The following is a 24,071-nucleotide window of genomic DNA, read 5'->3' on the forward strand; positions in this document are numbered from 1 at the left end:
CCCAAAATATCAACCCCCCCCCCCCCCGCGGCGCCGGGGGCCCCGCGGGGGTCCCCCCCCCCCCCGCCCCCCCCGCCGGCCCCCTGGGGGGGCGCCCCCCCCCGCGCCCGGGGCACACGCCGCCCCCGCCCCCCCCCCGCCCCTACTTGTGTCTGCGAGGCATCGGGTCGCCGCCGGGTCATGCCAGTGGTGGGCTGAGCTTATAGCTTGGCGTTTTCCGCCACGGACGCGCTGCGAGCACTCGCGTAGCCTGCCATCGTCTGCCTCCGGATGCGGTCACAACCCTTGAGTTTGATAACGCATCGCGTTGTGCTCGTGCTGTGATTCTGTCTTTTGCCGGAAAGCATGCCGAGCGAGTCTTGCGTCGGAAACACGTCCAACAATTTAGTCCAGATCTGCAGCGCGCTGCGCACCGCAAACTCCTGATCTTGGACGCGGCGGAGACTCTGAAAGATTTAATGATGCCGCCGGGAAACCGGTTGGAGTCGCTGCAAGGTACGAGGCAAGGTCAGCACAGCATCCGGATCAACGCGCAATGGCGAATCTGCTTCATCTGGACGCAGGCAGGACCCGAAGACGTTGAGATTACCCAGTACCACTGAGCGGAGTCAGCATGACGACCGCACATGAACCCATTCATCCCGGCGAGATCCTCCTAGAGGAATTCTTGAAGCCACTTGAGGTCAGCCAGTACCGCCTAGCTCACCAAATCAACGTGCCGCCGCGTCGCATCAACGAAATCGTGCACGGCAAGCGCGCGATCAGCCCCGACACTGCCCTCCGCCTTGCCAAGGCCCTCGGCACTTCGGACCGCTTCTGGATGAATCTGCAGACTCGATTTGATTTGGAAATCAGCGCTGCAGCAAACGAGCATGAACTCAACAACATTCACCTCCTGATCGGCAACTAGCGGAGTCCTGTGCTACCCGCGTGGACCCTGGTTTCGGTGCGGGTATTCATGCGTCTGCTGACGAGATTCGCGTGCACACCCGTGACGCGGTCGTGACGCGGTCGTGACGCGGTCGTGACGCGGTCGTGACACGGTCGGGCACGGCCCCGTCGTGCTCCCGCTGTGGGTGAATGACCACGGCGGCCAGCATCGCGCACCCGATGAAGACAAGGCCGCCGACGGCGATCGGCAGCGACAGGCTGACGAGGGCCAGTATGCCGCCGAGGGCGGACCCGAGGGCCAGACCGACGAGGCTGAGCACGCGTGACGCTGCATTAACGCGTCCTCGCAGAGCGTCGGGGACGAGTCGCTGCCGAAGGGAGGTGGCGCAGATTCCCCACACCACGGCGTGGAGGATGTAGACCGCCAGCAGCACTGCAGCGACCCCGGCGTTGGTGGTAAGCGACAGCGCGAGAAGCGCCGCTGCCCCCGTGAGTAGACTCGCGACAATCGTGCAACGGTAGCCGATCCATCCTCGGACCCGCGCGGTGGTGAATGATCCGATCAAGCCGCCGAGCGCTGAAATTGCGAGGATTAGGCCGTAGCCGACAGCATCGAGGTTGAGGCGCTGGCCGGCAAAGAGAACGAGGATCGAGAAGGGGAGCATGTAGCCCACGCTGGCGAGAGCGCCGATGAGTGCCAGCCCACCGACCGTGCGGTTTTTAACGAGCCACCGGGCACCCTGCATGGCCTTGAGAAGAGCGGGCTCGCGTAGCGCAGGCTCATTCCCCGAGCCGACACCAAACCGGCGGATCGGCAGCGCCAGTGCTAGAAGTCCGGCCGCAGCCCAGAGCCCGCCGATGAGATACATGGGAGCCGCGGCCGCGACGGCAAACACGAGTCCGCCAAGCGGCGGGCCCGCGAACTCATCGGCAATCAGCTGTGCGGCCGAGATTCGACCATTGGCGCGATCCAGCTGCTCGGTGGGCACGATCGAGGGCAGCAGAGAAACGGATGCGTTATCCGCCGCGCTCTCCAGCGTTCCGATCACGGCAAACACGGCGTAGAGCAGCGGCAGGGTTCCCAGCTCTAGCTGAAGGGAGACGGCCAGGGCGATCACGACGAGTCCCCTGATGAGGTTGGCGCCGATCAGCAGGGTGCGTCGATCGACTCTATCGACCCACACCCCGATGGGCAGCGCGACCAGAAGCCGAACCAGGGCGTAGGTTGTCGCCAGACCCGCGACGAGTCGTGGATCGTCGGTGATCGATGCTGCCAGGAGCGGCATCGAGATGAATGCGACCCCGTCAGCGAGATTGGAGGAAGCACTCGATGCCCACAGCGCTCGAAATGGGCGACCGAGCGACATGACCCCGAGTATATGGCAGGCCCACGCTGCGCTCGCTCACTCGGGCAGTCCTGCAGCAGCCGTGGCGAGCCCTCTACGCAGGACTTCAATTCGCTCAGCGGATCGTGCGTAGACGCTACTTGCGGTCGCTCCGCTGACGACTGCCGTGCCTGGTTCGGCCCGAGGCAGGCTCAGTCCTTGGGTGCCTTGAGGTAGCGACGAATCGCGAGGATGACCACCCAAGCGAGGCCGAGGAGCACGATGGCGCTGCCGATATAACCGAAGATGGCGTTCATGCCGTTTGCTTCGAGCGGGAGCAGCGTGTGCAGGTCAGTGAAACTCATTGCTTAAGCCAACCACAGTGTGGGGTGCGTGGGGTACGAAAAAGCGCCCTCGTTCCTGGGAACGAGGGCGCTTGATCGAGAGCGGGTGCTGCTACTCGCGGGTGAGGGCGAAGATGCGCAGCAGCTCGACGTAGAGCCAGACGACGGTCATCATGATGCCGAACGCACCACTCCAGCCGTACTTTCGCGGCAGGCGGTTGTTGACGCCCTTCTGGATGAAGTCGAAGTCGAGCACGAGCGAATACGCGGCCATGAGCACCGCGAGAATGCCGATGACGACGCCGAGCTTGAGATCGATGCCGAGAATGCTGATGCTGGCACTGCGCATGCCGAACGCCTGGTCGGTGCCACCGAAGATCATCATTCCGAGGTTGACCAGCGAGAACACGCCGTAGCCGACCATGGCGATCAAAAAGACCTTGGTCGCCTTCTTCGAGGCACGGATCTTGCCGCTCTTGAACAGCAGCAGGGTGACCACGACGACGACGAGGGTTGCGAGGACGGCCTGAGTGACGATGCCGGGATAGATGACCTCAAACATACTGGAGATGCCACCAACGAACAGGCCCTGCGCCGCGCCGAACGCGAGGATCAACGGAGCCGACGGCTCTTTCTTGAAAGTGTTGACCAGTCCGAGCACGAAACCGGCGATCGCACCAAGAATGAACAGGAACGGCAGCACCGGAGTGGCGACCCAGGAGATCACCGCTGCTACGAGCAGCAGCGCGAACCCGAGGCCGGTCTTGGTGATGGTGTCTTCGTAGGTCATGCGTTCGGTGTCTTGCGAACCAGCGGAGGGCCGGTTGTACATCGACTGCAGATCGTTGTCAGAAAGGGCCTGCGACGACGCCACTGCGCCACGAGCGCCGAACGCCTCGTTGCGGGAGAAAGCGGGGTTGGAGGATGCCATGGGTTGAGCACTCACAATCAGCTGGTGGAGTATTCGATGCGCGCGGGTAAACCAACGCGCAGCGCCTGGTGCGGCACATCAACAACGGTACCCGAAAGTACATGCAAATACGCAGTAGATCAGCTGATTTGCAGCAATGCGGGTCGTGTTTCAGGCAGTGTTGCAGGCCGCGACGGCTGGGGCAGGACGGGGCAGTGTTGCCGGCCCCCAGCATCCGTTCTGGTGGCGCGGTTAGCCTGAAACCATGTACCCGATCGTCATTGGCCACCGCGGGGCAAGCGGCTACCGGCCCGAGCACACCCGTTCAGCGTTCGAGCTCGCGTTCGCCCTCGGTGCCGATGCCGTCGAACCCGACCTGGTCGCGACCCGCGACGGCGTGCTCGTCATCCGCCACGAGAACGAGATTTCGGGCACAACGGATGTCGCCTCCCGGCCCGAATTCGCCGCTCGCCGCACGGAGAAACACATAGACAAAACGCGCGTCACCGGGTGGTTCACCGAGGACTTCACCTGGGCCGAACTGAGCACTCTGCGCGCCAGGGAACGCCTGCCCGCCCTGCGGCAGAGCAACACGACCTTCGACGACCAACAACCGATTCTGCGACTGCGTGACCTGTTCGACCTTGTCGACGCCGCGGCCGAGCAGACCGATCGTGTGCTCGGCATCGTCGCCGAGATCAAGCACGCCAACTATTTCGCCGCACTCGGCCTGCCGCTGCCGGAACTGTTCGCCGCCGAGGTCTTCGCGGCCGGCTGGAACACCGACCGGCTCACCGTGGAAAGCTTCGAACCGAGCGTGCTCGCCCAAGTTCGAGCCAACGGCGTGCGCGGCAAACGTATCTTTCTACTCGAAGACCACGGGCATCCGGTCGACCAGCTCGTCGATGAGTGCGCCGATCGGGGCGCCGGGGCTCTGAGCTATGCCGACCACCTCACCGCCGACGGCCTCGCGAGCCTCGCGGTGGGACGCTCGATTACTCGGGCGGCCGGCGGCATCCGCAGCAGCATGGCGACGAGCACGGCGACGAGCACGGCCACGAGCGACACCGGTCGTGACGGCTGGGGCCTCGACGGCATCAGCGTGCCCAAATCGCTCATCCTCAAAACGGATGACGCGGGCGAGGTCACCGGGGCAGCCGCTCTGGTCGACGACGCCCACGCCGCGGGGCTGGAAATCTACTGCTGGACCCTGCGCCCGGAAAACAAGTTTCTGGCGAAAACGTTTCAGAGCGGCACCCGCGCAGCAGACTTCGGCCACTGGCAGTCGGAGTTTCGTGTCATTCTCGACTCGCGCATCGACGGCGTGTTCGCCGACCATCCCGATCTTGCCGTGCGCGTACGCGACGAAATGGGCTGACCAGCCCTCGTGTCCGGCCCTCGTGTCCGGGGCCTCGCCTACACTGGAAATCGATATGACCACACCTCTTAACGCGGAATCCGCGCCCGCAACCTCTAATCGTTCGGCCACGCCGATCATTCTCGATGCCCATGGACAAGCGGCGAATGGATACCCGGGCACCGGCAGCGCTGCGCAAAGCCCACTGCTCGACGGGCTGAACCCGCAGCAGAAAGAGGCCGTCGAATACCGAGGGCAGGCGCTGCTCATCATCGCCGGCGCCGGCTCGGGCAAGACCAGCGTGCTCACCCGCCGGGTCGCGAGCCTGCTCGAAACCCGCGATGCGTGGCCGAGCCAGATTCTCGCGATCACCTTCACCAACAAGGCCGCCGCCGAAATGCGTGAGCGCGTGCACGCCATCCTCGGCCAGGGGTCCGACGGAATGTGGATCAGCACCTTCCACTCCTCGTGCGTGCGTATTCTGCGCCGTGAAGCTGAGAAGATCGGCCTGTCGAGCACGTTCAGTATCTACGACTCGGCCGACAGCAAGGTCACGCTCAAGCGAATCATCAAGGGGCTCGACGCCGACACCTACGGGTTCACGCCCGGGTCCGCGGGCGCCAAGATCTCCAAGCTCAAGAATGAGCTCGCCGATGCCGACTCCTACGCCCGCAACGTGAACATGAGCGACCCGCAAGAGGTCATGTTCGTCGAAATCTTTCGGCAGTACACCGCCAGGCTGCGCGCCGCAAGCGCGCTCGACTTCGACGACCTCATCGGAGAGACCGTCTACCTGTTCCGCGCGTTCCCCAAGGTCGCCGCGCTCTATCGGCGTCGGTTTCGGCACCTGCTGGTCGACGAATATCAGGACACCAACCACGCCCAGTATGCCCTCGTGCACGAGCTCACCCGCCCGGTCACGGCCGAGCTTGCCCAGGAGATGGAAGAGGACGGCGTGCACGTGCGCAACCTGCGCGACGCCACCGGCGCCATTCCCGGGGCGTCGCTCACCGTGGTCGGCGACTCCGACCAGTCGATCTATGCCTTTCGAGGGGCCGACACTCGCAATATCAGCGGGTTCGAGCGCGACTACCCGGGAGCGAAGGTGATTCTGCTCGAGCAGAACTACCGTTCGACCCAGAACATCCTCTCGGCGGCGAACGCGGTGATCGGCCACAACTTCGACCGCACCGACAAGAAGCTGTGGAGTGCGGGCGGCGACGGCGAAAAAATCGTCGGCTACACCGCGTACTCCGGGCACGACGAAGCGCAGTTCGTATCCGACGAGATTCAGGTGCTGCACGCGGCCGGCATGGCCTACCGCGACATGGCTGTGTTCTATCGCACCAATGCGCAGACCCGAGCGCTCGAAGAGATTCTGGTGCGCTCGGCCACGCCGTACCGGGTCGTGGGCGGCACCAAGTTCTACGAGCGGGCTGAGATAAAAGATGCCCTGGCCTACCTCATCGCCGTCGCCAATCCGGTCGATGAACTCGCCCTGCGCCGCGTTTTGAACACCCCCAAGCGTGGCATCGGCCCGGCCACCGAGACCGGGCTCTCGAGTTTCGCCGACGACAACGAGCTCACCTTTCGGCAGGCCATGCGCACCTCCGCAGCCCTCGGCCTCGGCCCGAAGGTGACCGGCGCCATCCTTAAGCTCGCCGAACTGCTCGATGCGGCCGCGCTCATGCTCGTGCCCACCGCGGTCACCGATGACGGTGTGGGGGTCGGCGGCGCGAATGTCTCCGAGGTGCTCGAGTTTCTGTTGAACGGGAGCGGACTGCTCGCCGGCTTACGAAACAGCCGCGACCCGCAAGACGAGGTGCGTGCCGAGAACATCGAGGAGCTCGTCGCCCAGACCAAGGATTTCAACAAGGAGAACCCCGACGGCGGGCTCGTCGACTTTCTCACCCAGGTGTCGCTTGTCGCGGCGGCCGACGATCTCGACGATGCCTCTGGCACGGTCTCACTGATGACCCTGCACACCGCGAAAGGCCTCGAATATGAGGCCGTGTTCCTCACCGGTGTCGAGGAGGGGCTGCTGCCGCACCAGATGTCGGCGAACGAACCCGGGGGCCCGGCCGAAGAACGACGCCTGTTCTACGTGGGCATCACACGAGCGCGCAAGCGGCTCTACCTCTCACTCGCCATGACCCGGGCGCAGTTCGGCGACATCAACGTGGCGATGCCAAGCCGCTACCTGCAGGAGATTCCGGCCGAACTGATCGATTGGAAGCAGTCGCCGGGCATGGCCAATTCTCGCGGCGGTACCCAGCCGCGCGCTCTCAATGCCCGCCGCGACGGCGGATTCGGTGGCTTCGGTAACTCGCTGGGCGTGTCGAGCAATTCCAGCGACGGCTTCGGCGGGCGCAGCAAACAGCAGGCCGGACTACCGCCGGGCAAACCGAAGACCGAGTGGGCGAACAGGATCACCGGAACGGTGCGCGACAACGGCAGCCTCGAGCTGGCGGCGGGCGACCGCATCCGTCACCATGACTTCGGCGAGGGCCGGGTCAACCAGGTCACCGGCGAGGGCACGAAGCGCATCGCACACGTGCAGTTCGATACCGCGGGCGCCAAGAAACTGTTGATCAAGATCGCTCCGATCGAAAAGATCTAGCCTGCACCCCGTTGGTCCCGCTCGGGACACCCAGCCCGAAAGCGTGAGAGTGGAAGGCGCGCTCCCTGCGCGCCTTCCACCGCATGATCGGCACGACGCTCAGGGTCGGCCTGACCGTGCTCGTTTTACTGCCGGGCCCACCGGTTACCGTGCTCATTCTGATCATCGCGCTCGGCCAATTCGGTGCCGAAATTCTCATCGGCCGACACTACGGAGCCGCCCTGATCTCAGTGACCCCGCTCGCTCTGACCGTGGTTCACCTCACGAGTCCGGTTGCGATGACGACGCTGTGAGCATCCGTGAACTGGCCTCGACCCCCATCTGCCCGCCGATAACGAGGCATTGACGACACACAGATTGTTCACAGGTTGTCGATAGCTGTTCGATGGGCGCTCGCCTGATGCTCTACTCATGAGCCTCGACACACGCACCACCCGAACCGGCCCGGCGCCCGTGCACCGCGCGCACGGTGCCACGGTGCACCCGGCCTACAAGAAGCGGATGCGCCTGGCCGACAGCCTGCAGATTCTCTGCGTTTTGTCGGTCGCCGTCGTCATCGCCATCTTTCTCGCTGATGGGGGAGCCGCCCGGTTCGGTACCGCGGCTGAAGCCTTCACCTCCCTCGGAATCGTCGCCGGCCTCGTCGGCACCGACCTTCTCCTCGTAATGCTCGTCCTGGCCGCCCGGCTGCCCCCGATCGACCGCGCGTTCGGCCATGACCAGGCCATGGCCGTGCACCAGTCGCTCGGCAAGCCCGCCCTGTATCTCATTCTTGGTCATGCCGCGCTGCTCATCGCCGGCTATTCGCTCGCCGAAAACGTGAACGTGTTCGTCGAGATCTGGAACATGTTCACGAGCCTGCCCGACATGCCGCTCGCCTTTCTCGGACTGGCGCTCATGATCGGCGTCGTCATCACCTCGCTCGTGGTGGTGCGCCGCAAGTTTCGCTACGAGGCTTGGCATGCCGTGCACCTGCTCGCCTACCTGTCAGTGCTCGTCGCCATTCCGCACCAGTTGAGCGTGGGCAACCTGCTCAGTGAGGGCGCCATCGCCCGCTACTACTGGCTCGCTCTCTACGTGGCGGTCGCCGGCTCCATCATCTTGTTTCGGTTTCTGCTGCCGGTCACCCGGTCGTTGCGCCACCGCATCGTCGTGGACCGCGTGGATGCCGTCGCTCCCGGCGTGGTCTCGATCACGTTGACCGGTCGGCAGCTGGACAAGCTCCGGGCGACCTCCGGACAGTTTTTTGTCTGGCGGTTCTGGGCCCACGGACTCTGGTGGCAGGCACACCCCTTTTCCCTGTCGTCGGCTCCGAGCGAGCGCGGCCTGCGCATCACCGTTCGTGGTCTCGGCGACGCGTCCCAGCAGCTTCCCCAATTGACGCGCGGCACCCGGGTGAGTTTCGAAGGGCCCTACGGACTGTTCACCCAGAACGCCCGCACATCTCCCCGCGTGGTGCTGATCGCCGCCGGAATTGGTGTCGCTCCCATTCGCTCGCTGCTGGAAACCGTGTCCTTCGCGCCCGGCCACGCCACCGTGCTGCTGCGCTCTCACTCCCTCGGCGATACGTACCTCGTCGACGAAGTCACTGATCTGTGCCGGATGCGCGGCGCCGAGCTGCGCATCTTTGCCGGCAAACGACCCACGGGAGTCAGTACCTGGCTGCCAGCGGATGCCGCCCGGGCCGGCATCACCCTGCGCAAGATCGTGCCCGAGCTCCAACAGGCCGATATCTACATCTGCGGCCCCCGCCCGTGGACCGACGCCGTCGTGCGCGATGCTCGCGCCGGCGGGGTTCCCAAGAAGCAGATCCACTACGAAAGGTTTGACTGGTGAGAGCGCGCGCCGCGATAGCCGCCACCCTCGCGTCGCTGTCTGTCGTCGCAATCGGCTGGGAGCTGGGCGCGGCCCAGATCGATGCCGCACAGAATCTGGCCGCAACGTCGGGCACCACGAGCACCGTGCCAGCGACTGCCGCCGCTCAAGCTGCTGCTGCGTCTACCGCCGCGGATGCCTCCGGCTCGACCGCAACTGCGGCCCCAGCGTACGCGGCTCCAGCGACCGCGGTTCCAGCGAACGTGGCTCCCGCGGTCGCGGCGTCTGGCACCTTCACGGGATCGGTCGCTCCGACCCGGTTCGGCAACGTACAGGTCTCGGTGACCATCAACGCCGGTGTGATCTCCGGCGTCACGCCCCTACAGCTGACCAACCACGACGGGCGCTCGGTACAGATCAGCAACTACGCCGCCCCGGTTCTGCTGTCCGAGATTCTCTCGGCGCAGTCGGCGAGCGTACACAATGTCAGCGGCGCGACCTATACCACCGATGGCTACCTGCAATCACTCCAGTCGGCACTCGATGCTGCGGGGTTCTGAGCCGGCGCGCGTGAGGACCGCGGCCGGATCGGGGGCGGCAGCCGGGTTCCCGTCGATGGGCACGGTCATCAGCCTACGGCTCGGCGAGGCCGATGGCGGGTTCGTTCTGCACGACGATGCGCTCGACGGTATCCAGAGGGAGGCTGACCACGCTGCCCAGCGGGTCGCTTGCGCGGCCGCGCGGGCGATCGTGGAGCCGGTGTTTCACCGCTGGGATGAGCGCTTCAGCCTGTACCGGGAGTCTTCGGAGCTGAGTCGCATCGCGCGCGGGGACATCCGCTTGCCTGAAGCCAGTGAGGCCGTACGTGATTGCTACGCCCTGGCGCTCGACTGGCGCGACCGTACCGATGGAGTGTTCACGCCGCATCGGGCAGACGGGGTGATCGACCTCTCCGGGGTCGTCAAGGCGCTCGCGATCGCCGAATCCGATGCGGCGCTGCGCACTGCAGGGCTGCATGACTGGACGGTCAACGCCGGTGGCGACATTCTTGTGTGCGGGGGATTGAACCCGGGCTCCGAATGGACCGTGTCGATCGTGAACCCCCGGGATCGGCTGGACGCACTCGTCACCGTGCCGCTGCGCAGCCCGATGCGGGCCGTGGCCACGTCGGGCAGCGCCGAGCGCGGCGAGCACATCTGGACTCCGGCGCCCGGCGGCCTGTCGCCGTTTTGGCAGGTCAGCGTGTTTGCTGCCGATATCGTGACCGCCGACGTGCTCGCGACGGCAATCGTCGCTGGCGGCGAAGCCACCCTGAACCGGTGCACCGAACGCTTTTCGATTGACGTGTTCGCCGTCCTGCGCGACGGGCAGCTGCTTGCGACACCCGGGCTGCGCCAGGTCAATCCGGCCCGCACTGACCCTTGTTGACGTCTGGTACGAGGGGTCGCTTGGCGCGCGAGTATGTGTGGGTGGTCCCGGTGACGCCTAATCCAGGCCGAGCAGACGGTGTTCCGGGTCGAGGGCACCCAACATTCGGCCACAGATCTCGCTCAGTTGCGCCACGTGACGCTCGCTCAGCGGGTCGAACACGACGGTGCGCACCTCTTCGACGTGTCCGGGCGCGCTCGCCACGACCTTGGCCCAGCCCTGCTCGGTGAGATTGGCGAGGGAGGCGCGGGCATCCGTTCGTTGGGTTTTTATTGCCCTACTCGGGCCGAACGACATGCAAGCCAACCTGCGCGGCCGCGGCGCTCTGCTGTGCGTCATAGGTAATGAATTCGTCGGCCTCGCTGCGAAGTGCAGCGGCAATGTGCATCGCATCGAGGCTGCGAAGACTTGTTCCCTGGATCAGCCCTGCTTCCCGACAGAGCGCCCGGTCCATTTCCAGAAGCGTCACCTGGGAGATGATGGCCGTCACGTCAGTCTGGGGGATCCGCGTTCGCGTTGCCGTACGACGTAGTTCCGTTTCGAGCAAGGTCGCAGAAACGAGGATAGAGTCCCCTGCAACATCATCAAGGTGCGCGGTCAGGGCCGGTGACTCGGGCTCGTCTGAGATGAGTTTCGCGACGGCGGAGGTATCCAGATAGGTAATCACCGTTCTTCTCGAAGCTCGTCAAGAATGGCACCGGTTCCACCGGGGATGGTTCTCCGCTGCACGTCGCTCAAGCGGCCTCGCTTGCGCGCGGGATAGTGCTTGATCCCTGACAGTGGCGGGGCTGGCGGCGGTGAGAGCACGGCGACGACTTCACCATGATTCGTTATCTGGAAGGTCTCGCCAGCTTCGACCGCACGCAGGACCTCAGCGCTGTTGTTGCGCAGCTCGCGATGCGGGATCGTTCGTGTCGTGCCCACGAGTGCAGCACTCGTAGCACTCTGCGTATATTCTCTGACCCTCGCCACGCGGCGTTCTACGAACGCGACGCCATCGTCGACTCTCATTCCGGTGACAGCTCGTTCTCACTCTTGGCCCGTCGTTGCTGGCCGGTGCCGGGCAGAAACTCCGGCTCGCGGAAGGTATCCGTTGGGAACGTGGCCGGCACGAATGACATGACCGCAGTTCATCAGGAGTTCGATAAAACTCGAACATGATTCATCTGTTTAATCCTTGTTTACTTCTTTTTCCTTGGTTATCACCCGACAAGGAGGCGGTGCGCGAACGGGTGCGACGCACGAGGGCGGTGATCGCGCGCCAGCCGATCAGAAAGTCGCCGAGCACGACAGTCATGACGATCGCGAAGCTCACGTGCACACCCTGACCGCTCACAACCCGCAGCAGCAATGAAGTACGTCAGAAATTTAGGGGATACGAGCGAATAAATCGTCGATCGTTCCGACCACGGGCATGTTCGTCGCGTTGCTCGAGACGTACACCGTGATTCCGAGACCGCCGGCCGTTTGGAGCCCGGCCGTCGCATCCGTGACCGTACGTTGCCACGTCGTCGGCTCGGCACCGCTGACCGGCCAGACCTTCGCCTGCACCGTAGTCGGATTCACCCCCGTGACCTGCACCCGAACGTTGAGCCGGTCTCCGGCGGCCACCGTCAGACCCGGCACGTTGATCGCGGACTGAAGAACGACCTCCCCAGAGCCGGAGCCGTTCACACGCACCAGCGAGAGGGCGACCAGCCCGGAGGAGCGCAAGACGATCTTCGCCTGATAGGCACCAACCCCGACAATGCGCCGACCACTGGCCGAGATGAAGATACCGCCCCCGGTGGCAACCTTGTCGGAAGACACGACGAACTGCACATCGGTCTGCGCCTGGGATACCTGGGCGAGATAGGCGTTGGCCGTCACCCCGGCCGTCGCAACTCGAATGCGCGCCGCGCCGTCGACCGAGAACATGGTGGAACTCCCAGTCGTGGTCCACGCCCCGCCCACCTCGGCCGTGCCGAGGCCGTTCGTCACCGTTCGTGAGAAGGAATCCACGGCGAAGGGCGGCGTTCCGGTGCTGACGACGACGGGGCGCGTCGTGCTGCCGGTCGCACTTGCATTGTCGGTCACGGTGAGCGTCACGGTGTAGGTCCCGGCCGTCGCAAAGCTGTGGGCAGCGGTCGCACCGGTCCCGACTGCTCCGTCGCCCCAGTTCCAGGCGTAGCCCGTTATGGTCCCGTCCGGGTCGCTCGAGGCACTCGCGTTGACGCTGCAATCGAGCGCAGTGCAGGCGGCCGTGAAGGAGGCGACGGGCGCCTGGTTGACGGGCGTGGCGCCAGCGGTGATCGTGAAGGCATCCGTGAACGTGCCGCCCAGCACGGGCAGGAACCGCGCCGTGAGCGTATCGGCGGTCGTGCTCACATCGAGGTAACCGAAGGTGGGATTGGAGTTGAGCCCCGCTGACGCCGCAAAATACGGTGCCTCCGAGTCCCCGATCGTGAGGTCCCGAAGCGGCGTCCCTCCCGTGCCGACGGTGTCAAATACGGTGCCGGCTCCCTTGACGAGCGCATTGTCGCCGTCGGCGACACAGCCGGCCGTGAAAGTCCCCGGCACGATCGCAGTGCAGGATGCGCCGAGCGCAAGCTGTTTGCTGCGCGCGTAGTTGTGCTCATGGCCGGTCAGTACGAGGTCGACCCGTTTAGAGACGAGGAGGTTCATCAGATCGGCGCCGGATTCGCACCCGCCCCGCCCGACCGAGATGCATTGCTTGTGCATACCGACGACGACCCAGGGAATACCGGCGCCGCGTGCACCGTCGATCGTATTCGAGGTCCACTGGTACCGCGGGGTGCCCACCGCGTACGACCAGACACCATCCACGAAGGTCAGCTCGGGAGAGATCATGATGAATCGCACGACCGGATTGACCTGCGGGACGTCGACGTAGTACTGGCGACCGTAGGTTCCCACCACGCCAGGAAGTTGGTTCGGCAGGCACGCCGTGAAGTCGTTGATATTGCCGTTCAGGCCATTGCTCTCGTGGTTTCCGGAGATCGCCTCGAACGGGAATCCGGCACCGACCCTCGTTGTGACGAAGTCACACCAGGTCTGTTCAGCCCCGGTGGAGCCGTAGCTCAGGTCGCCGAGCGTGAAGTGGGCATCGGGACGTGCCGCGCCGACCTGGCTCAACATCGCGCTCGCGGCCGCGCTTGCGCTCACGTCTCCTGCCGCGGTGAAGTGTACTGTTCCCTGGGCAGCCACCGCCGGGACGATCGCGGCGGGCGACGGGGTCGACCCCACGAATGCGGCCAAGACGAGGGCCGCGCCGGTGGCCCCCGCGGCAAATGACCTGCGTGCATTCATGGCCGACTCCTCATACCTCTGCCGCGTTCGACGATTGGCACCGGACACCTCAAGAGGTGCGTGACACGCGTCTTGCAAAGCAGAATAGACCCTGCGCGCGGGTGAGGCAATGACCCGTCCGCAACGGGATCGATCGACCGATAACGGATGTCGGTGGCGCGCTTCCCGAGCTAAACGGAGCCTTCAGCATCGGCAGAATCGTATCGATGACGTACCATGCGTCGCCTCTCATCGCGCTGATGATCGTCAGAAGTACCGATTCTCCTCGGTGTAAAGCACTCGGCCATCAATAGCGAAATTGCGGTCAGGCTCTTCGTCGTCTAAGAGATCCTGCGAAAATTCAATCTGGTCGGTCTGCTCGGCCGCCACGATGGCTGACCCCAGGGGAGTCAGCCCAGGGGCCTTGTCGAGGGAATCCCATCCGTCTGCGTGCGCCAGTTCGTAGAGTGCTGCGCCCAAATGGCTGACCGTCGATTGCGCGTTGACTTCTGATTCACCGGGTCGATTTTCGAGGAATTTCCGCCGTCCGGCGGCAAGAACTTCATCGTCGTCGTAGTCATCGTCATTCTTGATGGCTCCAAACGGGTAGCTATTGCCCGTGAGATCGAATTGTGCATCGGCGTACGCAACCGCAGCCCTCCTCACCACTGTGTTCATGTCCATGACCTCAACCCATGAGGTCCCAAGTTCCGCGCTCGTAAAGAGGTCAGGCGTGCGCGGCCGAACGTGAGCGGTGAACGAGGGCGGCGACGGCGCGCCAGCCGAGCAGGAAGACGCCGAGCACGACCGTGGTGACGATCGCGAAGCTCAACTGCACGCCCTGGCCGCTCACGACCCGCAGTAGTAGACCGAACCCGACCGTTGAAACCCAGATTCCGAGGCCGGTGAAGCGGATGCGGCTCGGGCTGCGCCAGGCGCGCAGCAACAGCCAGCCCAGAATGAGGCCGGCGAGGAACGGCCAGTAGGTGACCAAAGCCCCCAGCAGGCCCTCGTTGTGGCTGGCGCGCCCGATGAGCACGAACACCAGCACGAGGACGGCATCGACGAGAAAGAATAGAGCGTTTCGACGGGTAGGCACTCGTCCAGCCTAATCGGGTCAGACGTTGCCGCCGATGAGGGCCCCGATGAAGTAGGTCACCGCGAGAGCGAGGATCCCACCGAGGACGATGCGGGCGATGGCACGCGGCTTGGGGCTGTTGCCGAGGTGTGCGCTGAGCCAGCCGGTGATGGCCAGGGCCACCAGAACCGCGACGAACGTGGCGCCGATGCGCCACTCCGCCGGCGGCAGCAGCACGGCGAGCAGGGGGAGCGCCGCGCCGACGGTAAACGCGATTGCGGATGCGTAGGCGGCGTGCCACGGATTCGACACGTCCTCCGCGGTGATGTGCAGCTCAACTTCGAGGTGCGCCGCGAGGGCGTCGTGCTTGGTGAGCTCGACCGCGACCTGGTGGGCGGTGTGGCTGGAAAGGCCCTTGGCCTCGTAGAATCCGGCCAGCTCGGCGAGCTCCTCCTCCGGCTGGTTCTCGAGCTCCCAGGTCTCCTTCGCGATGAGGGCTCGCTCGGAGTCGCGCTGACTACTCACCGACACGTATTCGCCGAGGGCCATCGAGATCGCGCCAGCGAGAAGGCTCGCGACCCCGGCGATGAGGATGACGTGGGAGTCCGTGGTGGCGGCGGCGACACCCACCACGAGAGCGGCCACCGAGACGATGCCGTCGTTCGCGCCCAGCACGCCGGCGCGCAGCCAGTTCAAACGTGACGCCAGGCCGGCCGCGTGCGGCTCGACGGCTTGCTTTAAAACAGTCATAAGAATAGATAAGCACTCTGTCGCGCGGCGGTCCAGCAAGGTGTGGCTAGCCTTTCACGGGTGGTGCCGGTGCTCGGGTGGGACTTGACCCCCCAATTCACGCGATAGAGTTTCAGATGGTCGGTATGTCTTGATGTCGAGCTATATTTGCGGCAATGACTGCTGTCACCATCAACCTCAACAGCGGTAAGACCGCTGAGACGCGGATTGGAAGAGCAGCGTGGATCTTTACGAATACCAAGCCAGAGACCTCTTTGAGGAATATGGTGTGCCGGTTCTGCCGGGCATCATCGCGGACACCCCCGCAGAAGTGCGTGCAGCGGCCGAAAAGCTGGGCGGCGTGGTCGTCGTCAAGGCGCAGGTCAAGGTTGGCGGCCGCGGCAAGGCCGGCGGCGTCAAGGTGGCCAAGAACCCCGATGACGCCGAGGCCGCAGCCCAGGGCATCCTGGGCCTCGACATCAAGGGCCACACCGTTCACCGCGTCATGGTGGCCGGCGGAGCTCGCATCAAGCAGGAGTTCTACTTCTCCGTACTGCTGGACCGATCCAACCGGTCCTACCTCTCGCTCGCCAGCTACGAGGGCGGCGTGGAGATTGAAGTTCTCGCCGTCGAGAAGCCCGAAGCGCTCGCCTACACGGCCGTCGACCCGATGGTCGGTATCGACCTCGCTGTTGCGAAACAGATCGCCATCGACGCGAAGTTCCCGGCCGAGCTCGTCGACAAGGTCGCCCCGGTCTTCGTCAAGCTCTACAACGTGTTCACGGGTGAAGACGCGACCCTGGTCGAGGTCAACCCGCTCGTCCTCACCGAAGAGGGCGATATCATCGCCCTCGACGGCAAGGTCACGATCGACGAGAACGCCGACTTCCGTCACCCCAAGCACGCCCTCCTCGAGGACGCTGCTGCGGCTGACCCGCTCGAAGCCAAGGCGAAGGCTGCCGGCCTCAACTACGTCAAGCTCGACGGTCAAGTCGGCATCATCGGCAACGGCGCGGGGCTCGTCATGAGCACCCTCGACGTCGTCGCGTACGCCGGCGAGAACTTTGGCAGCGTCAAGCCGGCTAACTTCCTCGACATCGGGGGCGGAGCATCCGCCGAGGTCATGGCCGCCGGCCTCGACGTCATTCTCGGCGACCCGCAGGTCAAGAGCGTGTTCGTCAACGTATTCGGTGGCATCACCGCGTGTGACGCTGTCGCCACGGGCATCGTCGGCGCGCTCGCCGAGCTCGGTTCGAGCGCCAACAAGCCGCTCGTGGTGCGCCTCGACGGCAATAACGTCGAGGAGGGCCGTCGCATCCTCGCCGAGGCGAACCACCCGCTCGTAACACTGGCCGCCACCATGGACGAGGGCGCCGCCAAAGCCGCCGAGCTCGCCCACGCAGCGAAGTAAAGGACAACCAAGAATGTCAATCTTCCTCAACAAGGACTCCAAGGTCATCGTTCAGGGCATCACCGGAGGTGAGGGCACCAAGCACACCGCCCTCATGCTCAAGGCCGGTACCCAGGTCGTCGGTGGCGTGAACGCCCGCAAGGCCGGAACCACGGTCGTGCACGGCGACGTAGAACTGCCCGTGTTCGGCACGGTCGCCGAGGCCGTCGCCACGACCGGCGCCGACGTCTCCATCGTTTTCGTGCCGCCGGTATTCACCAAGGATGCCGTCATCGAAGCGATCGACGCCGAGATTCCGCTGCTCGTCATCATCACTGAGGGCGTGCCGGTGCAGGACTCGGCCGAGTTCTGGGCTTACGCCAAGGCCAAGGGCAGCAAGACCCGCATCATCGGCCCGAACTGCCCCGGCATCATCACCCCCGGTGAAGCACTCGTCGGCATCACGCCGGCGAACATCACCGGCAAGGGTCCGGTCGGACTCGTCTCCAAGTCAGGCACCCTGACCTACCAGATGATGTACGAACTGCGCGACCTGGGCTTCTCGACCGCGATCGGCATCGGTGGCGACCCCATCATCGGCACGACGCACATCGACGCCCTCGAGGCGTTCGAGGCTGACCCCGAGACTCTCGCGATCGTCATGATCGGCGAAATCGGCGGCGACGCTGAAGAGAAGGCCGCGGAGTACATCAAGGCGCATGTCACGAAGCCGGTCATCGGCTACGTGGCCGGCTTCACGGCCCCCGAAGGGAAAACCATGGGCCACGCCGGCGCCATCGTCTCTGACGGCGCCGGAACTGCCCAGGGCAAGAAGGAGGCCCTTGAGGCCGCCGGAGTCAAGGTCGGCAAGACGCCGAGCGAGGCTGCCACACTGCTCCGTGAGGCACTGGCCGCACTGTAAGCAACACGCTGTACGTGAGGGGTTCGCCGGGTTATCGGCGGGCCCCTTCTGCGTACCGGGCGCGTGCTGGCGAGCATTGTCGGCAAGGCGATATAGGCTCGCAACGGATGAACCGCATAACGACCGCCCTGCTCGCCGCTCTCGAGGCATTACTTGTTGTCGCCATTGGCATTGGCATCGCCATGGTGCCGCTCACCGTACTCTGGGCCGCGCACTTCGGCCTGTCGGTCGAATGGTTCGTGTTCTGGCGGGCCGCCGCCGATATCTGGCTGCTTGGCAACGGCGTCGACCTCACGGTGCAGCTCGGCCCCGACGTGGCCGCCGCGCTCGGCCTGGCCGGCGCAGACACCCCCTTTCTCATCTCGATCGTGCCGCTCGGCTTCGCCATGCTCTCCGTGCTCATGGGCGTGCACACCGGCCGTCGCGCCGCAGAAACCCCGCATCGCTGGACCGGCGTCGGCGTTGCGGTGGGTACCTACGCGCTTCTCGCCTCGCTCGTGACGCTGTCCGCACTCGCGGAAACGGTGAGGCCCAACCAGCTGCAGGGGCTCGTGCTGCCGACGCTCATCTATGCGGCCGGGGTTCTGGTCGGGGCGGAACTGGGGCGGCGCAAGACCGCGGGGGCCGTGGCCGGTCTGGATCGGGTGAGCCGCGGAATCCGCTCGTGGTACCAGCGGATGCCGCAGCCCGCCCGCACCGTCATCGAGGGTGCCCTGCGCGGCGGAACGGCCGCTGCCGCCGGGGTGCTGATCGTGTCCGCCGTTGCCGTGGCCGCGCTCATCGCGGTCAACTACGCGACCATCATCGGGCTCTATGAGGCGGTGCAGGCCGGCGTTTTCGGCGGTGCCACCATCACCCTCGCCCAGCTCGCCCTCATTCCCAACCTCGTCATCTGGGCCGCTGCGTGGTTCGTCGGGCCCGGAATCGCGATGGGCGTGGGAACCACCGTGTCGCCGATCGGTACCGTCGTCGGCACCCTGCCCGGCCTGCCGCTGTTCGGCGCGCTGCCGCAGGGGACCCCCGCTTACGGCTTTGTCGGACTGCTCGTGCCCGTGCTCATTGGTTTCGTGTTTGCCGTCGTGACCCGGCAGTTCCTGGACCGCACCGGGGTGCCTGAACGCACCACGCTCGAACACGTGCTCAGCGGCCTCGGCATGGGTGTCGTCGGCGGCGCGCTCCTCGGCCTGCTCTCCTGGTGGTCGGCCGGGGCAATGGGCCCCGGTCGCCTGGTCGAGGTCGGGCCGAATGCGTTGATGGTCGGCGCGCTCGCCGCAGCCGAAATCGGCGTCGCGGCGGCCCTCGGCATGCTCTCCGGCCGGGTACGGGTCCCCTCGGTGCTCCGCGCCAAACGGTAGGCTCAAACGGTGCTGTCTATTGTCGTGTTGATCTCCGGCGGAGGATCCAACCTGCGGGCCCTGCTGGAGGCGTCAGAAGACGCCGAGTTTCCGGCCCGAATTGTGGCGATCGGCGCCGACCGCGACGCCGACGGGCTCGAACTCGGCGTTGAATTCGGAATCCCTGCGTTCTCCGTTCCGTACACATCCTTCGCCGACCGCGCAGCCTGGGGCGACGAACTGCTCGCGCAGATTCAGCAGTGGCAGCCCGACCTGGTCGTGCTCAGCGGCATGATGCGGCTGCTGCCGCCGCGAGTAGTCGCCGCCCTGTCGCCAAACCTGATCAACACGCATCCGGCCTACCTGCCCGAGTTTCCCGGGGCGCACGCCGTGCGTGACGCCCTCGCCGCCGGGGCCGTACAGACCGGTGCGAGCATCATCGTGGTTGACAACAGTATCGACGCGGGGCCCATCCTGGTGCAGGAGCGCGTCGACGTCTTGCCCGGTGACACCGAAACCATCCTGCAGAATCGCATCAAGATCGTTGAGAGGCGCCTGCTCATTCAGACCGTGCTCGACATTGCCAACGGACACATGAACCTCAAGGAGAATTCCAACGCATGAGTGGTCACACCAACGCGTCCAGCTCGTACCGTAACCGGGACCAGATCGCCATTGAGCGTGCACTCATCTCCGTGAGCGACAAGACCGGCCTGCTCGACCTCGCCGCCGCCCTGACAGCGGATGGCGTCGAAATCGTCTCCACCGGATCCACCGCGGCCACCATTCGCGCCGCCGGCTACGACGTCACCGACGTCTCCGCCGTCACCGGCTTTCCGGAATCGCTTGGCGGCCGCGTCAAGACCCTGCACCCCGGCGTGCACGCCGGAATCCTCGCCGACCTGCGCCTCGAAGCGCACCAAGCGCAGCTCGAAGAGCTTGGTATCAAGGCCTTCCAGCTCGTCGTCGTCAATCTGTACCCCTTCGTCGAAACCGCCCTGAGCGGTGCCGAGCCGGCCGACGTGATCGAACAGATCGACATCGGCGGACCGGCGCTCGTGCGTGCATCGGCTAAAAACCACGCCAACGTGGCCATCGTCGTCGACCCGGCCAACTACGGCGAGATCATCGCCGCCGTCGCCGAGGGCGGCTCGACCCTCCAGCTGCGCCAGAAGCTCGCGTCCCTGGCGTTCGAGCACACCGCCGACTACGACCTGAGCGTGTCGGCCTGGTTCACCGAGAACGTCTACGACCAGTGGCAGGACGACATCGAAGCGCCGGGTGAAGACGGCACCCTTGAGGCGGCCGACGACGAAGACGACGAGTCGCCGTTTCCCGAGGGACTCGGCATTGAGGTCACCCGTGCGGCCATCCTGCGCTACGGCGAGAACTCGCACCAGGCTGCCGCGCTCTACGTCGGCGAGGGCGGCCGCGGTATCGCCCAGGCCCGGCAGCTGCACGGCAAGGAAATGTCGTACAACAATTACGTCGACGCCGATGCCGCGGTGCGCGCCGCGTTCGACTTCAGCGAGCCAGCCGTCGCGATCGTCAAGCACGCCAACCCGTGCGGAATCGCTATCGCCAAGCCCAACGCACCGGATGCCATCGCCTCCGCGCACCTGCGCGCCCACGCCTGCGACCCGATCTCCGCGTTCGGCGGCGTGATCGCCGCAAACCGCGTCGTCACTCTCGGTATGGCTGAAACCATCAGTGAGATCTTCACCGAGGTGCTCATCGCCCCCGGCTTCGAGCCGGCCGCGGTCCAACTGCTCACCAAGAAGAAGAACATTCGCCTGCTCGAGCTGCCCGCCGACTACGAGCGTTCCTCGCTCGAACTGCACCAGATCTCGGGCGGTCTGCTCGTGCAGGAGACCGACAGCTTCGAAAGCTTCAGCTCGGTAGGTTGGATGCTCGTGGCTGGCCCCGACGTGGATGCCGCCACCCGCGCCGACCTCGAATTCGCGTGGAAGTCGTGCCGTTCCGTGAAGTCGAACGCGATTCTGCTCGCGCACGCCGGGGCATCCGTTGGTGTGGGCATGGGCCAGGTCAACCGGGTCGACTCCTGCCACCTCGCCGTGAGCCGCGCCGGCGAACGCGCAAAGGGATCGGTCGCCGCGTCGGACGCATTCTTCCCCTTCGCGGACGGACTCGAAGTGCTGCTCGACGCCGGCATCGCGGCCGTCGTGCAGCCCGGTGGATCCGTGCGCGACCCCGAAGTCATTGCGGCGGCCGAGGCTGCCGGGGTTTCGATGTTCTTCGCCGGGGAGCGCCACTTCTTTCACTAGGTCATCCGTGAGTAAATCACGGGGCTGCAGGCAACATGGCTGTGCGGCACCTACGCTTCTTTCTGGGCGCCGTCGACCACGGCGGCTGTGGGCGCGCGGCCGGACATCTCCACGTAGCCCAACCGTCGCTGTCGCAGGCCAGCTGACCCTGGCGGATCCGTTCCAACGCGGGGCACGCACCTGACCGGTGATGGAACCGATCGCCGCTCACGTAGGCTCGGTCACGACGAGGAGGTCCGGATGGCATCAAGAGAGCACGTGGTGCGGGCGCTGTGGACACTGTTCGAACCGATTCACGCCGTCACGTATTTCTCTCAGCAGGCTCGGGCAGCGTTCGCCGATATCGGCCTCATCCGCTACTGGGACGGCTACTTCGCCGGCAGAGCGGCGCCGCTCGGCCCGGTTGGAACAGCGCCGGTCGTCGCCATCTTCAGCGGATTCGCCCCGGCACTTGTTGCGCGCTCCCTACCGGCGGTCTGGTCCACCGTCTCCGCCGAACAAGCCATCGAGGCGCGATCCCTCGGGGCAGCACAGACGCTGCGTGACCTCGTGCCCGACGAAGACGTGGTCGCCCGAGCCGCAGAGGCCCTGAGCCGCATCGTTCAGCGCGCCGACACGGTGGGTCGCCCGCTGGCCGCGGCGAACCAGGCTCTACCCGAACCGGCAGACCCCTACCGCCAGCTCTGGCAGGCCGCAGCGACCCTTCGCGAACACCGCGGAGACGGCCACGTCATAGCCCTCGTCACCGAAAAGCTGGCCGGATTGAGCACCATCGTGATTCGGAGCGCACTCGACCTCGACCCCGCAGCGATGCAGCGTGGTCGAGGCTGGACCGACGAACAGTGGGGCCAGGCCCGTGATGACCTGGCGAAGCGGGGGCTCCTGACACCCGGCGGGGCCGTGAGTCAGAGTGGATGTGAGGCGCTCAACCGGGCGGAGCTGCTCACGAACCAGTTGGCTCAGAGCCCGTGGAACGCACTCAGCGACGAGGAGGTCCGAGGAGTAGCTCGGCTGCTCGCCCCGATCGCCAACGCTTGTGCGACCATATTTCCGTACCCGAACCCGATCGGCATGCCAGCTCCCTGGGATCCCACCACCGACCCGCAGGCCACTGCAGTTCCGGTCGCTCCCGTCGCGCCTTGAGCCGAGGGGCACTGCAAGAGTCGCTGTGCTCCCGCACAGGGCCTCGGTCGCGTTATCCTGTCTGAGGCGACGCCACACACCGGCCCCGCCGCATCCGGCCCACAAGGCCACTTTGAAGGAGTAATCGATGACCCTTACGCACGCCGCACCCTCGCTGGATGCCCTTGCCTCGCTATCGCTCGAACACGAGAAAGTGCTGATCACCACCGGAGCTCGCTCGGGTTTGACGATTACCGTTGCGGTTCATTCCACCCGGCTCGGCCAGGCCCTCGGTGGCGCCCGCCTGTGGCAGTATGCGAGCTGGACCGACGCGGTCGCGGACGCCCTGCGGCTCTCCGGCGCCATGACCCTCAAGAACGCGGCCGCCGGCCTGAACCTTGGCGGCGGCAAGTCCGTGATCTACCTGCCGCTCGGCACGGTGCTGACCGATGCCGAGAAGCGCCGGGCGATGCTCGACCTTGGCGACGCTATCGAGAGTCTCAATGGGGCCTACAAGACGGCCGAAGACGTCGGCACGAGCGCCGAGCTCATGGCCATCGTCGCCGAACGCACGAGCCACGTCTGCGGGCTGCCCGTCGCCAGCGGCGGCGTCGGCGAACCAGCCGATGCCACGGCGGCCGGCGTGTACGCGAGCATCGAATCCACCCTCGCGGCACTGTTCGGCAGCCGCGAGGTGCACGGCCGCCACCTGGTGATCTCGGGCCTCGGCCAGGTCGGCGGACGCCTCGCCACGGCGCTCGCCGCCGCCGGCGCCACCCTCACCGTCACCGACATCAACCCCGACAAGCGCGCACTCGCCGACGAGCTCGGCGCCACCTGGGTGTCGGTCGCTGATGCGCACCGGGTGCACGCCGACCTGTTCGTGCCGTGCGGACTCGGCGGCGTTTTGACATCAGCCGTCATCGCGGAGTTGAACGTGGTCGGCGTCTGTGGCGCAGCCAACAACCAGCTCGCGAACCCCGCCGGGGCCGCCCAGCTGGACTCGCGGGGCATCCTCTGGGCTCCGGATTTTGTCGTCAACGCCGGCGGCGTCGTCTACCTCGCCATGGCGAGCGAACCAAACGCCGACCTCACGCAGATCACTGAGCGCGTCGCGGCAATTGGCTCTGTGCTCACGCAGATTTTCACGGATGCCCGCGCGAACGAGATCACAACCCTCGCGGCCGCGGAATTGCTCGCCGCTGCCCGCCTCGACGCCGCCCGGTAGCGCGT

General features: G+C 65.5%; 27 protein-coding genes. 16 read left to right on the top strand and 11 right to left on the bottom strand.

What is annotated here, in order from left to right:
- Positions 1 to 320: 320 nt before the first annotated feature.
- Both LH475_RS09725 and LH475_RS09730 read left to right on the top strand, forming a co-directional pair.
- Positions 321 to 602 (top strand): type II toxin-antitoxin system RelE/ParE family toxin, encoded by a 282-nt coding sequence (locus LH475_RS09725; protein ID WP_196843399.1) that lies wholly within the window; start codon positions 321 to 323, stop codon positions 600 to 602.
- An 11-nt stretch (positions 603 to 613) separates the two neighbouring features.
- The gene (locus tag LH475_RS09730) at positions 614 to 910 is read left to right on the top strand and encodes a HigA family addiction module antitoxin (protein ID WP_196843398.1); all 297 of its coding nucleotides are present in this window, start codon (positions 614 to 616) and stop codon (positions 908 to 910) included.
- 46 nt (positions 911 to 956) lie between these two features.
- Here LH475_RS09730 and LH475_RS09735 read toward each other — a convergent pair whose 3' ends face one another.
- From LH475_RS09735 to LH475_RS09745, 3 genes are all read right to left on the bottom strand, one after another.
- Entirely contained in the window at positions 957 to 2,258 is a 1,302-nt protein-coding gene (locus LH475_RS09735; protein ID WP_297413695.1) for an MFS transporter, read from the bottom strand.
- A gap of 170 nt (positions 2,259 to 2,428) precedes the next feature.
- Positions 2,429 to 2,581 carry a hypothetical protein gene (locus tag LH475_RS09740; protein ID WP_196843396.1) on the bottom strand — a complete coding sequence of 51 codons (153 nt, stop codon included), beginning with the start codon at positions 2,579 to 2,581 and terminating at the stop codon, positions 2,429 to 2,431.
- Positions 2,582 to 2,672: 91 nt separating this feature from the next.
- A complete protein-coding gene (locus tag LH475_RS09745) occupies positions 2,673 to 3,506 on the bottom strand; it encodes a Bax inhibitor-1/YccA family protein (protein ID WP_366145595.1) in 834 nt (277 codons plus the stop codon).
- Between the two features lie 229 nt (positions 3,507 to 3,735).
- Between LH475_RS09745 and LH475_RS09750 the strand changes: the two genes are divergently transcribed.
- From LH475_RS09750 to LH475_RS09775, 6 genes are all read left to right on the top strand, one after another.
- Positions 3,736 to 4,848: a glycerophosphodiester phosphodiesterase family protein gene (locus LH475_RS09750; RefSeq protein WP_297413699.1), complete on the top strand. Its 1,113-nt coding sequence runs from the start codon at positions 3,736 to 3,738 to the stop codon at positions 4,846 to 4,848.
- 55 nt (positions 4,849 to 4,903) lie between these two features.
- Complete coding sequence (locus LH475_RS09755; protein WP_196843393.1) at positions 4,904 to 7,447, top strand: UvrD-helicase domain-containing protein; 2,544 nt, start codon at positions 4,904 to 4,906, stop codon at positions 7,445 to 7,447.
- 65 nt (positions 7,448 to 7,512) lie between these two features.
- Positions 7,513 to 7,740: an FUSC family protein gene (locus LH475_RS09760; protein ID WP_297413731.1), complete on the top strand. Its 228-nt coding sequence runs from the start codon at positions 7,513 to 7,515 to the stop codon at positions 7,738 to 7,740.
- 118 nt (positions 7,741 to 7,858) lie between these two features.
- Positions 7,859 to 9,283 (top strand): ferredoxin reductase family protein, encoded by a 1,425-nt coding sequence (locus LH475_RS09765; protein ID WP_297413701.1) that lies wholly within the window; start codon positions 7,859 to 7,861, stop codon positions 9,281 to 9,283.
- Complete coding sequence (locus LH475_RS09770) at positions 9,280 to 9,822, top strand: FMN-binding protein (RefSeq protein ID WP_196843390.1); 543 nt, start codon at positions 9,280 to 9,282, stop codon at positions 9,820 to 9,822. The genes LH475_RS09765 and LH475_RS09770 overlap by 4 nt, the downstream gene beginning before the upstream one ends.
- 55 nt (positions 9,823 to 9,877) lie before the next feature.
- Positions 9,878 to 10,690: an FAD:protein FMN transferase gene (locus LH475_RS09775; RefSeq protein ID WP_297413704.1), complete on the top strand. Its 813-nt coding sequence runs from the start codon at positions 9,878 to 9,880 to the stop codon at positions 10,688 to 10,690.
- Between the two features lie 57 nt (positions 10,691 to 10,747).
- Here LH475_RS09775 and LH475_RS09780 read toward each other — a convergent pair whose 3' ends face one another.
- From LH475_RS09780 to LH475_RS09815, 8 genes are all read right to left on the bottom strand, one after another.
- A complete protein-coding gene (locus tag LH475_RS09780) occupies positions 10,748 to 10,987 on the bottom strand; it encodes a hypothetical protein (protein WP_196843387.1) in 240 nt (79 codons plus the stop codon).
- Entirely contained in the window at positions 10,968 to 11,357 is a 390-nt protein-coding gene (locus LH475_RS09785) for a type II toxin-antitoxin system VapC family toxin (protein ID WP_196843386.1), read from the bottom strand. Before LH475_RS09785 ends, LH475_RS09780 begins: the two co-directional genes overlap by 20 nt.
- A complete protein-coding gene (locus LH475_RS09790; RefSeq protein ID WP_297413707.1) occupies positions 11,354 to 11,614 on the bottom strand; it encodes a type II toxin-antitoxin system prevent-host-death family antitoxin in 261 nt (86 codons plus the stop codon). Before LH475_RS09790 ends, LH475_RS09785 begins: the two co-directional genes overlap by 4 nt.
- Positions 11,615 to 11,852: 238 nt before the next feature.
- Complete coding sequence (locus tag LH475_RS09795) at positions 11,853 to 12,041, bottom strand: DUF3054 domain-containing protein (protein ID WP_196843384.1); 189 nt, start codon at positions 12,039 to 12,041, stop codon at positions 11,853 to 11,855.
- A 17-nt stretch (positions 12,042 to 12,058) separates the two neighbouring features.
- Positions 12,059 to 13,999, bottom strand: a complete 1,941-nt coding sequence (locus LH475_RS09800) for a PKD domain-containing protein (RefSeq protein WP_196843383.1) — start codon at positions 13,997 to 13,999, stop codon at positions 12,059 to 12,061.
- A 246-nt stretch (positions 14,000 to 14,245) separates the two neighbouring features.
- Positions 14,246 to 14,662 carry a hypothetical protein gene (locus tag LH475_RS09805; RefSeq protein ID WP_196843382.1) on the bottom strand — a complete coding sequence of 139 codons (417 nt, stop codon included), beginning with the start codon at positions 14,660 to 14,662 and terminating at the stop codon, positions 14,246 to 14,248.
- Between the two features lie 43 nt (positions 14,663 to 14,705).
- Positions 14,706 to 15,077 (bottom strand): DUF3054 domain-containing protein, encoded by a 372-nt coding sequence (locus LH475_RS09810; protein ID WP_196843381.1) that lies wholly within the window; start codon positions 15,075 to 15,077, stop codon positions 14,706 to 14,708.
- 18 nt (positions 15,078 to 15,095) lie between these two features.
- Entirely contained in the window at positions 15,096 to 15,806 is a 711-nt protein-coding gene (locus LH475_RS09815) for a VIT family protein (RefSeq protein WP_196843380.1), read from the bottom strand.
- Between the two features lie 220 nt (positions 15,807 to 16,026).
- On the opposite strand from LH475_RS09815, the gene sucC reads away from it, so the two are divergent.
- The 8 genes from sucC to LH475_RS09855 all read left to right on the top strand — a co-directional run bounded on the left by sucC (position 16,027) and on the right by LH475_RS09855 (position 24,066).
- Positions 16,027 to 17,196 (top strand): ADP-forming succinate--CoA ligase subunit beta, encoded by a 1,170-nt coding sequence (gene sucC / locus LH475_RS09820; RefSeq protein WP_196843379.1) that lies wholly within the window; start codon positions 16,027 to 16,029, stop codon positions 17,194 to 17,196.
- A 13-nt stretch (positions 17,197 to 17,209) separates the two neighbouring features.
- A complete protein-coding gene (gene sucD, locus LH475_RS09825) occupies positions 17,210 to 18,097 on the top strand; it encodes a succinate--CoA ligase subunit alpha (protein WP_196843378.1) in 888 nt (295 codons plus the stop codon).
- A gap of 107 nt (positions 18,098 to 18,204) precedes the next feature.
- Positions 18,205 to 19,452, top strand: a complete 1,248-nt coding sequence (locus LH475_RS09830) for a DUF6350 family protein (protein ID WP_297413713.1) — start codon at positions 18,205 to 18,207, stop codon at positions 19,450 to 19,452.
- A gap of 9 nt (positions 19,453 to 19,461) precedes the next feature.
- Positions 19,462 to 20,055, top strand: a complete 594-nt coding sequence (gene purN / locus LH475_RS09835) for a phosphoribosylglycinamide formyltransferase (RefSeq protein ID WP_196843376.1) — start codon at positions 19,462 to 19,464, stop codon at positions 20,053 to 20,055.
- Positions 20,052 to 21,716, top strand: a complete 1,665-nt coding sequence (purH, locus tag LH475_RS09840) for a bifunctional phosphoribosylaminoimidazolecarboxamide formyltransferase/IMP cyclohydrolase (RefSeq protein ID WP_297413716.1) — start codon at positions 20,052 to 20,054, stop codon at positions 21,714 to 21,716. The genes purN and purH overlap by 4 nt, the downstream gene beginning before the upstream one ends.
- 35 nt (positions 21,717 to 21,751) lie before the next feature.
- Entirely contained in the window at positions 21,752 to 21,862 is a 111-nt protein-coding gene (locus LH475_RS09845) for a LysR family transcriptional regulator (protein ID WP_196843374.1), read from the top strand.
- A 94-nt stretch (positions 21,863 to 21,956) separates the two neighbouring features.
- Entirely contained in the window at positions 21,957 to 22,859 is a 903-nt protein-coding gene (locus LH475_RS09850; protein ID WP_196843373.1) for a hypothetical protein, read from the top strand.
- A gap of 127 nt (positions 22,860 to 22,986) precedes the next feature.
- The gene (locus tag LH475_RS09855; RefSeq protein WP_196843372.1) at positions 22,987 to 24,066 is read left to right on the top strand and encodes a Glu/Leu/Phe/Val dehydrogenase dimerization domain-containing protein; all 1,080 of its coding nucleotides are present in this window, start codon (positions 22,987 to 22,989) and stop codon (positions 24,064 to 24,066) included.
- The last annotated feature ends 5 nt before the right edge of the window (positions 24,067 to 24,071 follow it).

The sequence above is a fragment of the Cryobacterium sp. genome, assembly GCF_026786305.1.
Taxonomy (GTDB): Bacteria; Actinomycetota; Actinomycetes; order Actinomycetales; family Microbacteriaceae; genus Cryobacterium.

Excerpts from the sequence above, each read along its gene's own strand:
- LH475_RS09850 (WP_196843373.1), top strand. The coding sequence starts at position 21,957 with ATGGCATCAAGAGAGCACGTGGTGCGGGCGCTGTGGACACTGTTCGAA.
- LH475_RS09815 (WP_196843380.1), bottom strand. The coding sequence starts at position 15,806 with ATGACTGTTTTAAAGCAAGCCGTCGAGCCGCACGCGGCCGGCCTGGCG.
- LH475_RS09775 (WP_297413704.1), top strand. The coding sequence starts at position 9,878 with ATGGGCACGGTCATCAGCCTACGGCTCGGCGAGGCCGATGGCGGGTTC.
- LH475_RS09765 (WP_297413701.1), top strand. The coding sequence starts at position 7,859 with ATGAGCCTCGACACACGCACCACCCGAACCGGCCCGGCGCCCGTGCAC.
- LH475_RS09805 (WP_196843382.1), bottom strand. The coding sequence starts at position 14,662 with ATGGACATGAACACAGTGGTGAGGAGGGCTGCGGTTGCGTACGCCGAT.
- LH475_RS09780 (WP_196843387.1), bottom strand. The coding sequence starts at position 10,987 with ATGTCGTTCGGCCCGAGTAGGGCAATAAAAACCCAACGAACGGATGCC.
- LH475_RS09845 (WP_196843374.1), top strand. The coding sequence starts at position 21,752 with ATGGCTGTGCGGCACCTACGCTTCTTTCTGGGCGCCGTCGACCACGGC.
- LH475_RS09855 (WP_196843372.1), top strand. The coding sequence starts at position 22,987 with ATGACCCTTACGCACGCCGCACCCTCGCTGGATGCCCTTGCCTCGCTA.
- sucD (WP_196843378.1), top strand. The coding sequence starts at position 17,210 with ATGTCAATCTTCCTCAACAAGGACTCCAAGGTCATCGTTCAGGGCATC.
- LH475_RS09830 (WP_297413713.1), top strand. The coding sequence starts at position 18,205 with ATGAACCGCATAACGACCGCCCTGCTCGCCGCTCTCGAGGCATTACTT.
- purH (WP_297413716.1), top strand. The coding sequence starts at position 20,052 with ATGAGTGGTCACACCAACGCGTCCAGCTCGTACCGTAACCGGGACCAG.
- LH475_RS09730 (WP_196843398.1), top strand. The coding sequence starts at position 614 with ATGACGACCGCACATGAACCCATTCATCCCGGCGAGATCCTCCTAGAG.
- LH475_RS09750 (WP_297413699.1), top strand. The coding sequence starts at position 3,736 with ATGTACCCGATCGTCATTGGCCACCGCGGGGCAAGCGGCTACCGGCCC.
- LH475_RS09735 (WP_297413695.1), bottom strand. The coding sequence starts at position 2,258 with ATGTCGCTCGGTCGCCCATTTCGAGCGCTGTGGGCATCGAGTGCTTCC.
- LH475_RS09755 (WP_196843393.1), top strand. The coding sequence starts at position 4,904 with ATGACCACACCTCTTAACGCGGAATCCGCGCCCGCAACCTCTAATCGT.
- LH475_RS09800 (WP_196843383.1), bottom strand. The coding sequence starts at position 13,999 with ATGAATGCACGCAGGTCATTTGCCGCGGGGGCCACCGGCGCGGCCCTC.
- LH475_RS09740 (WP_196843396.1), bottom strand. The coding sequence starts at position 2,581 with ATGAGTTTCACTGACCTGCACACGCTGCTCCCGCTCGAAGCAAACGGC.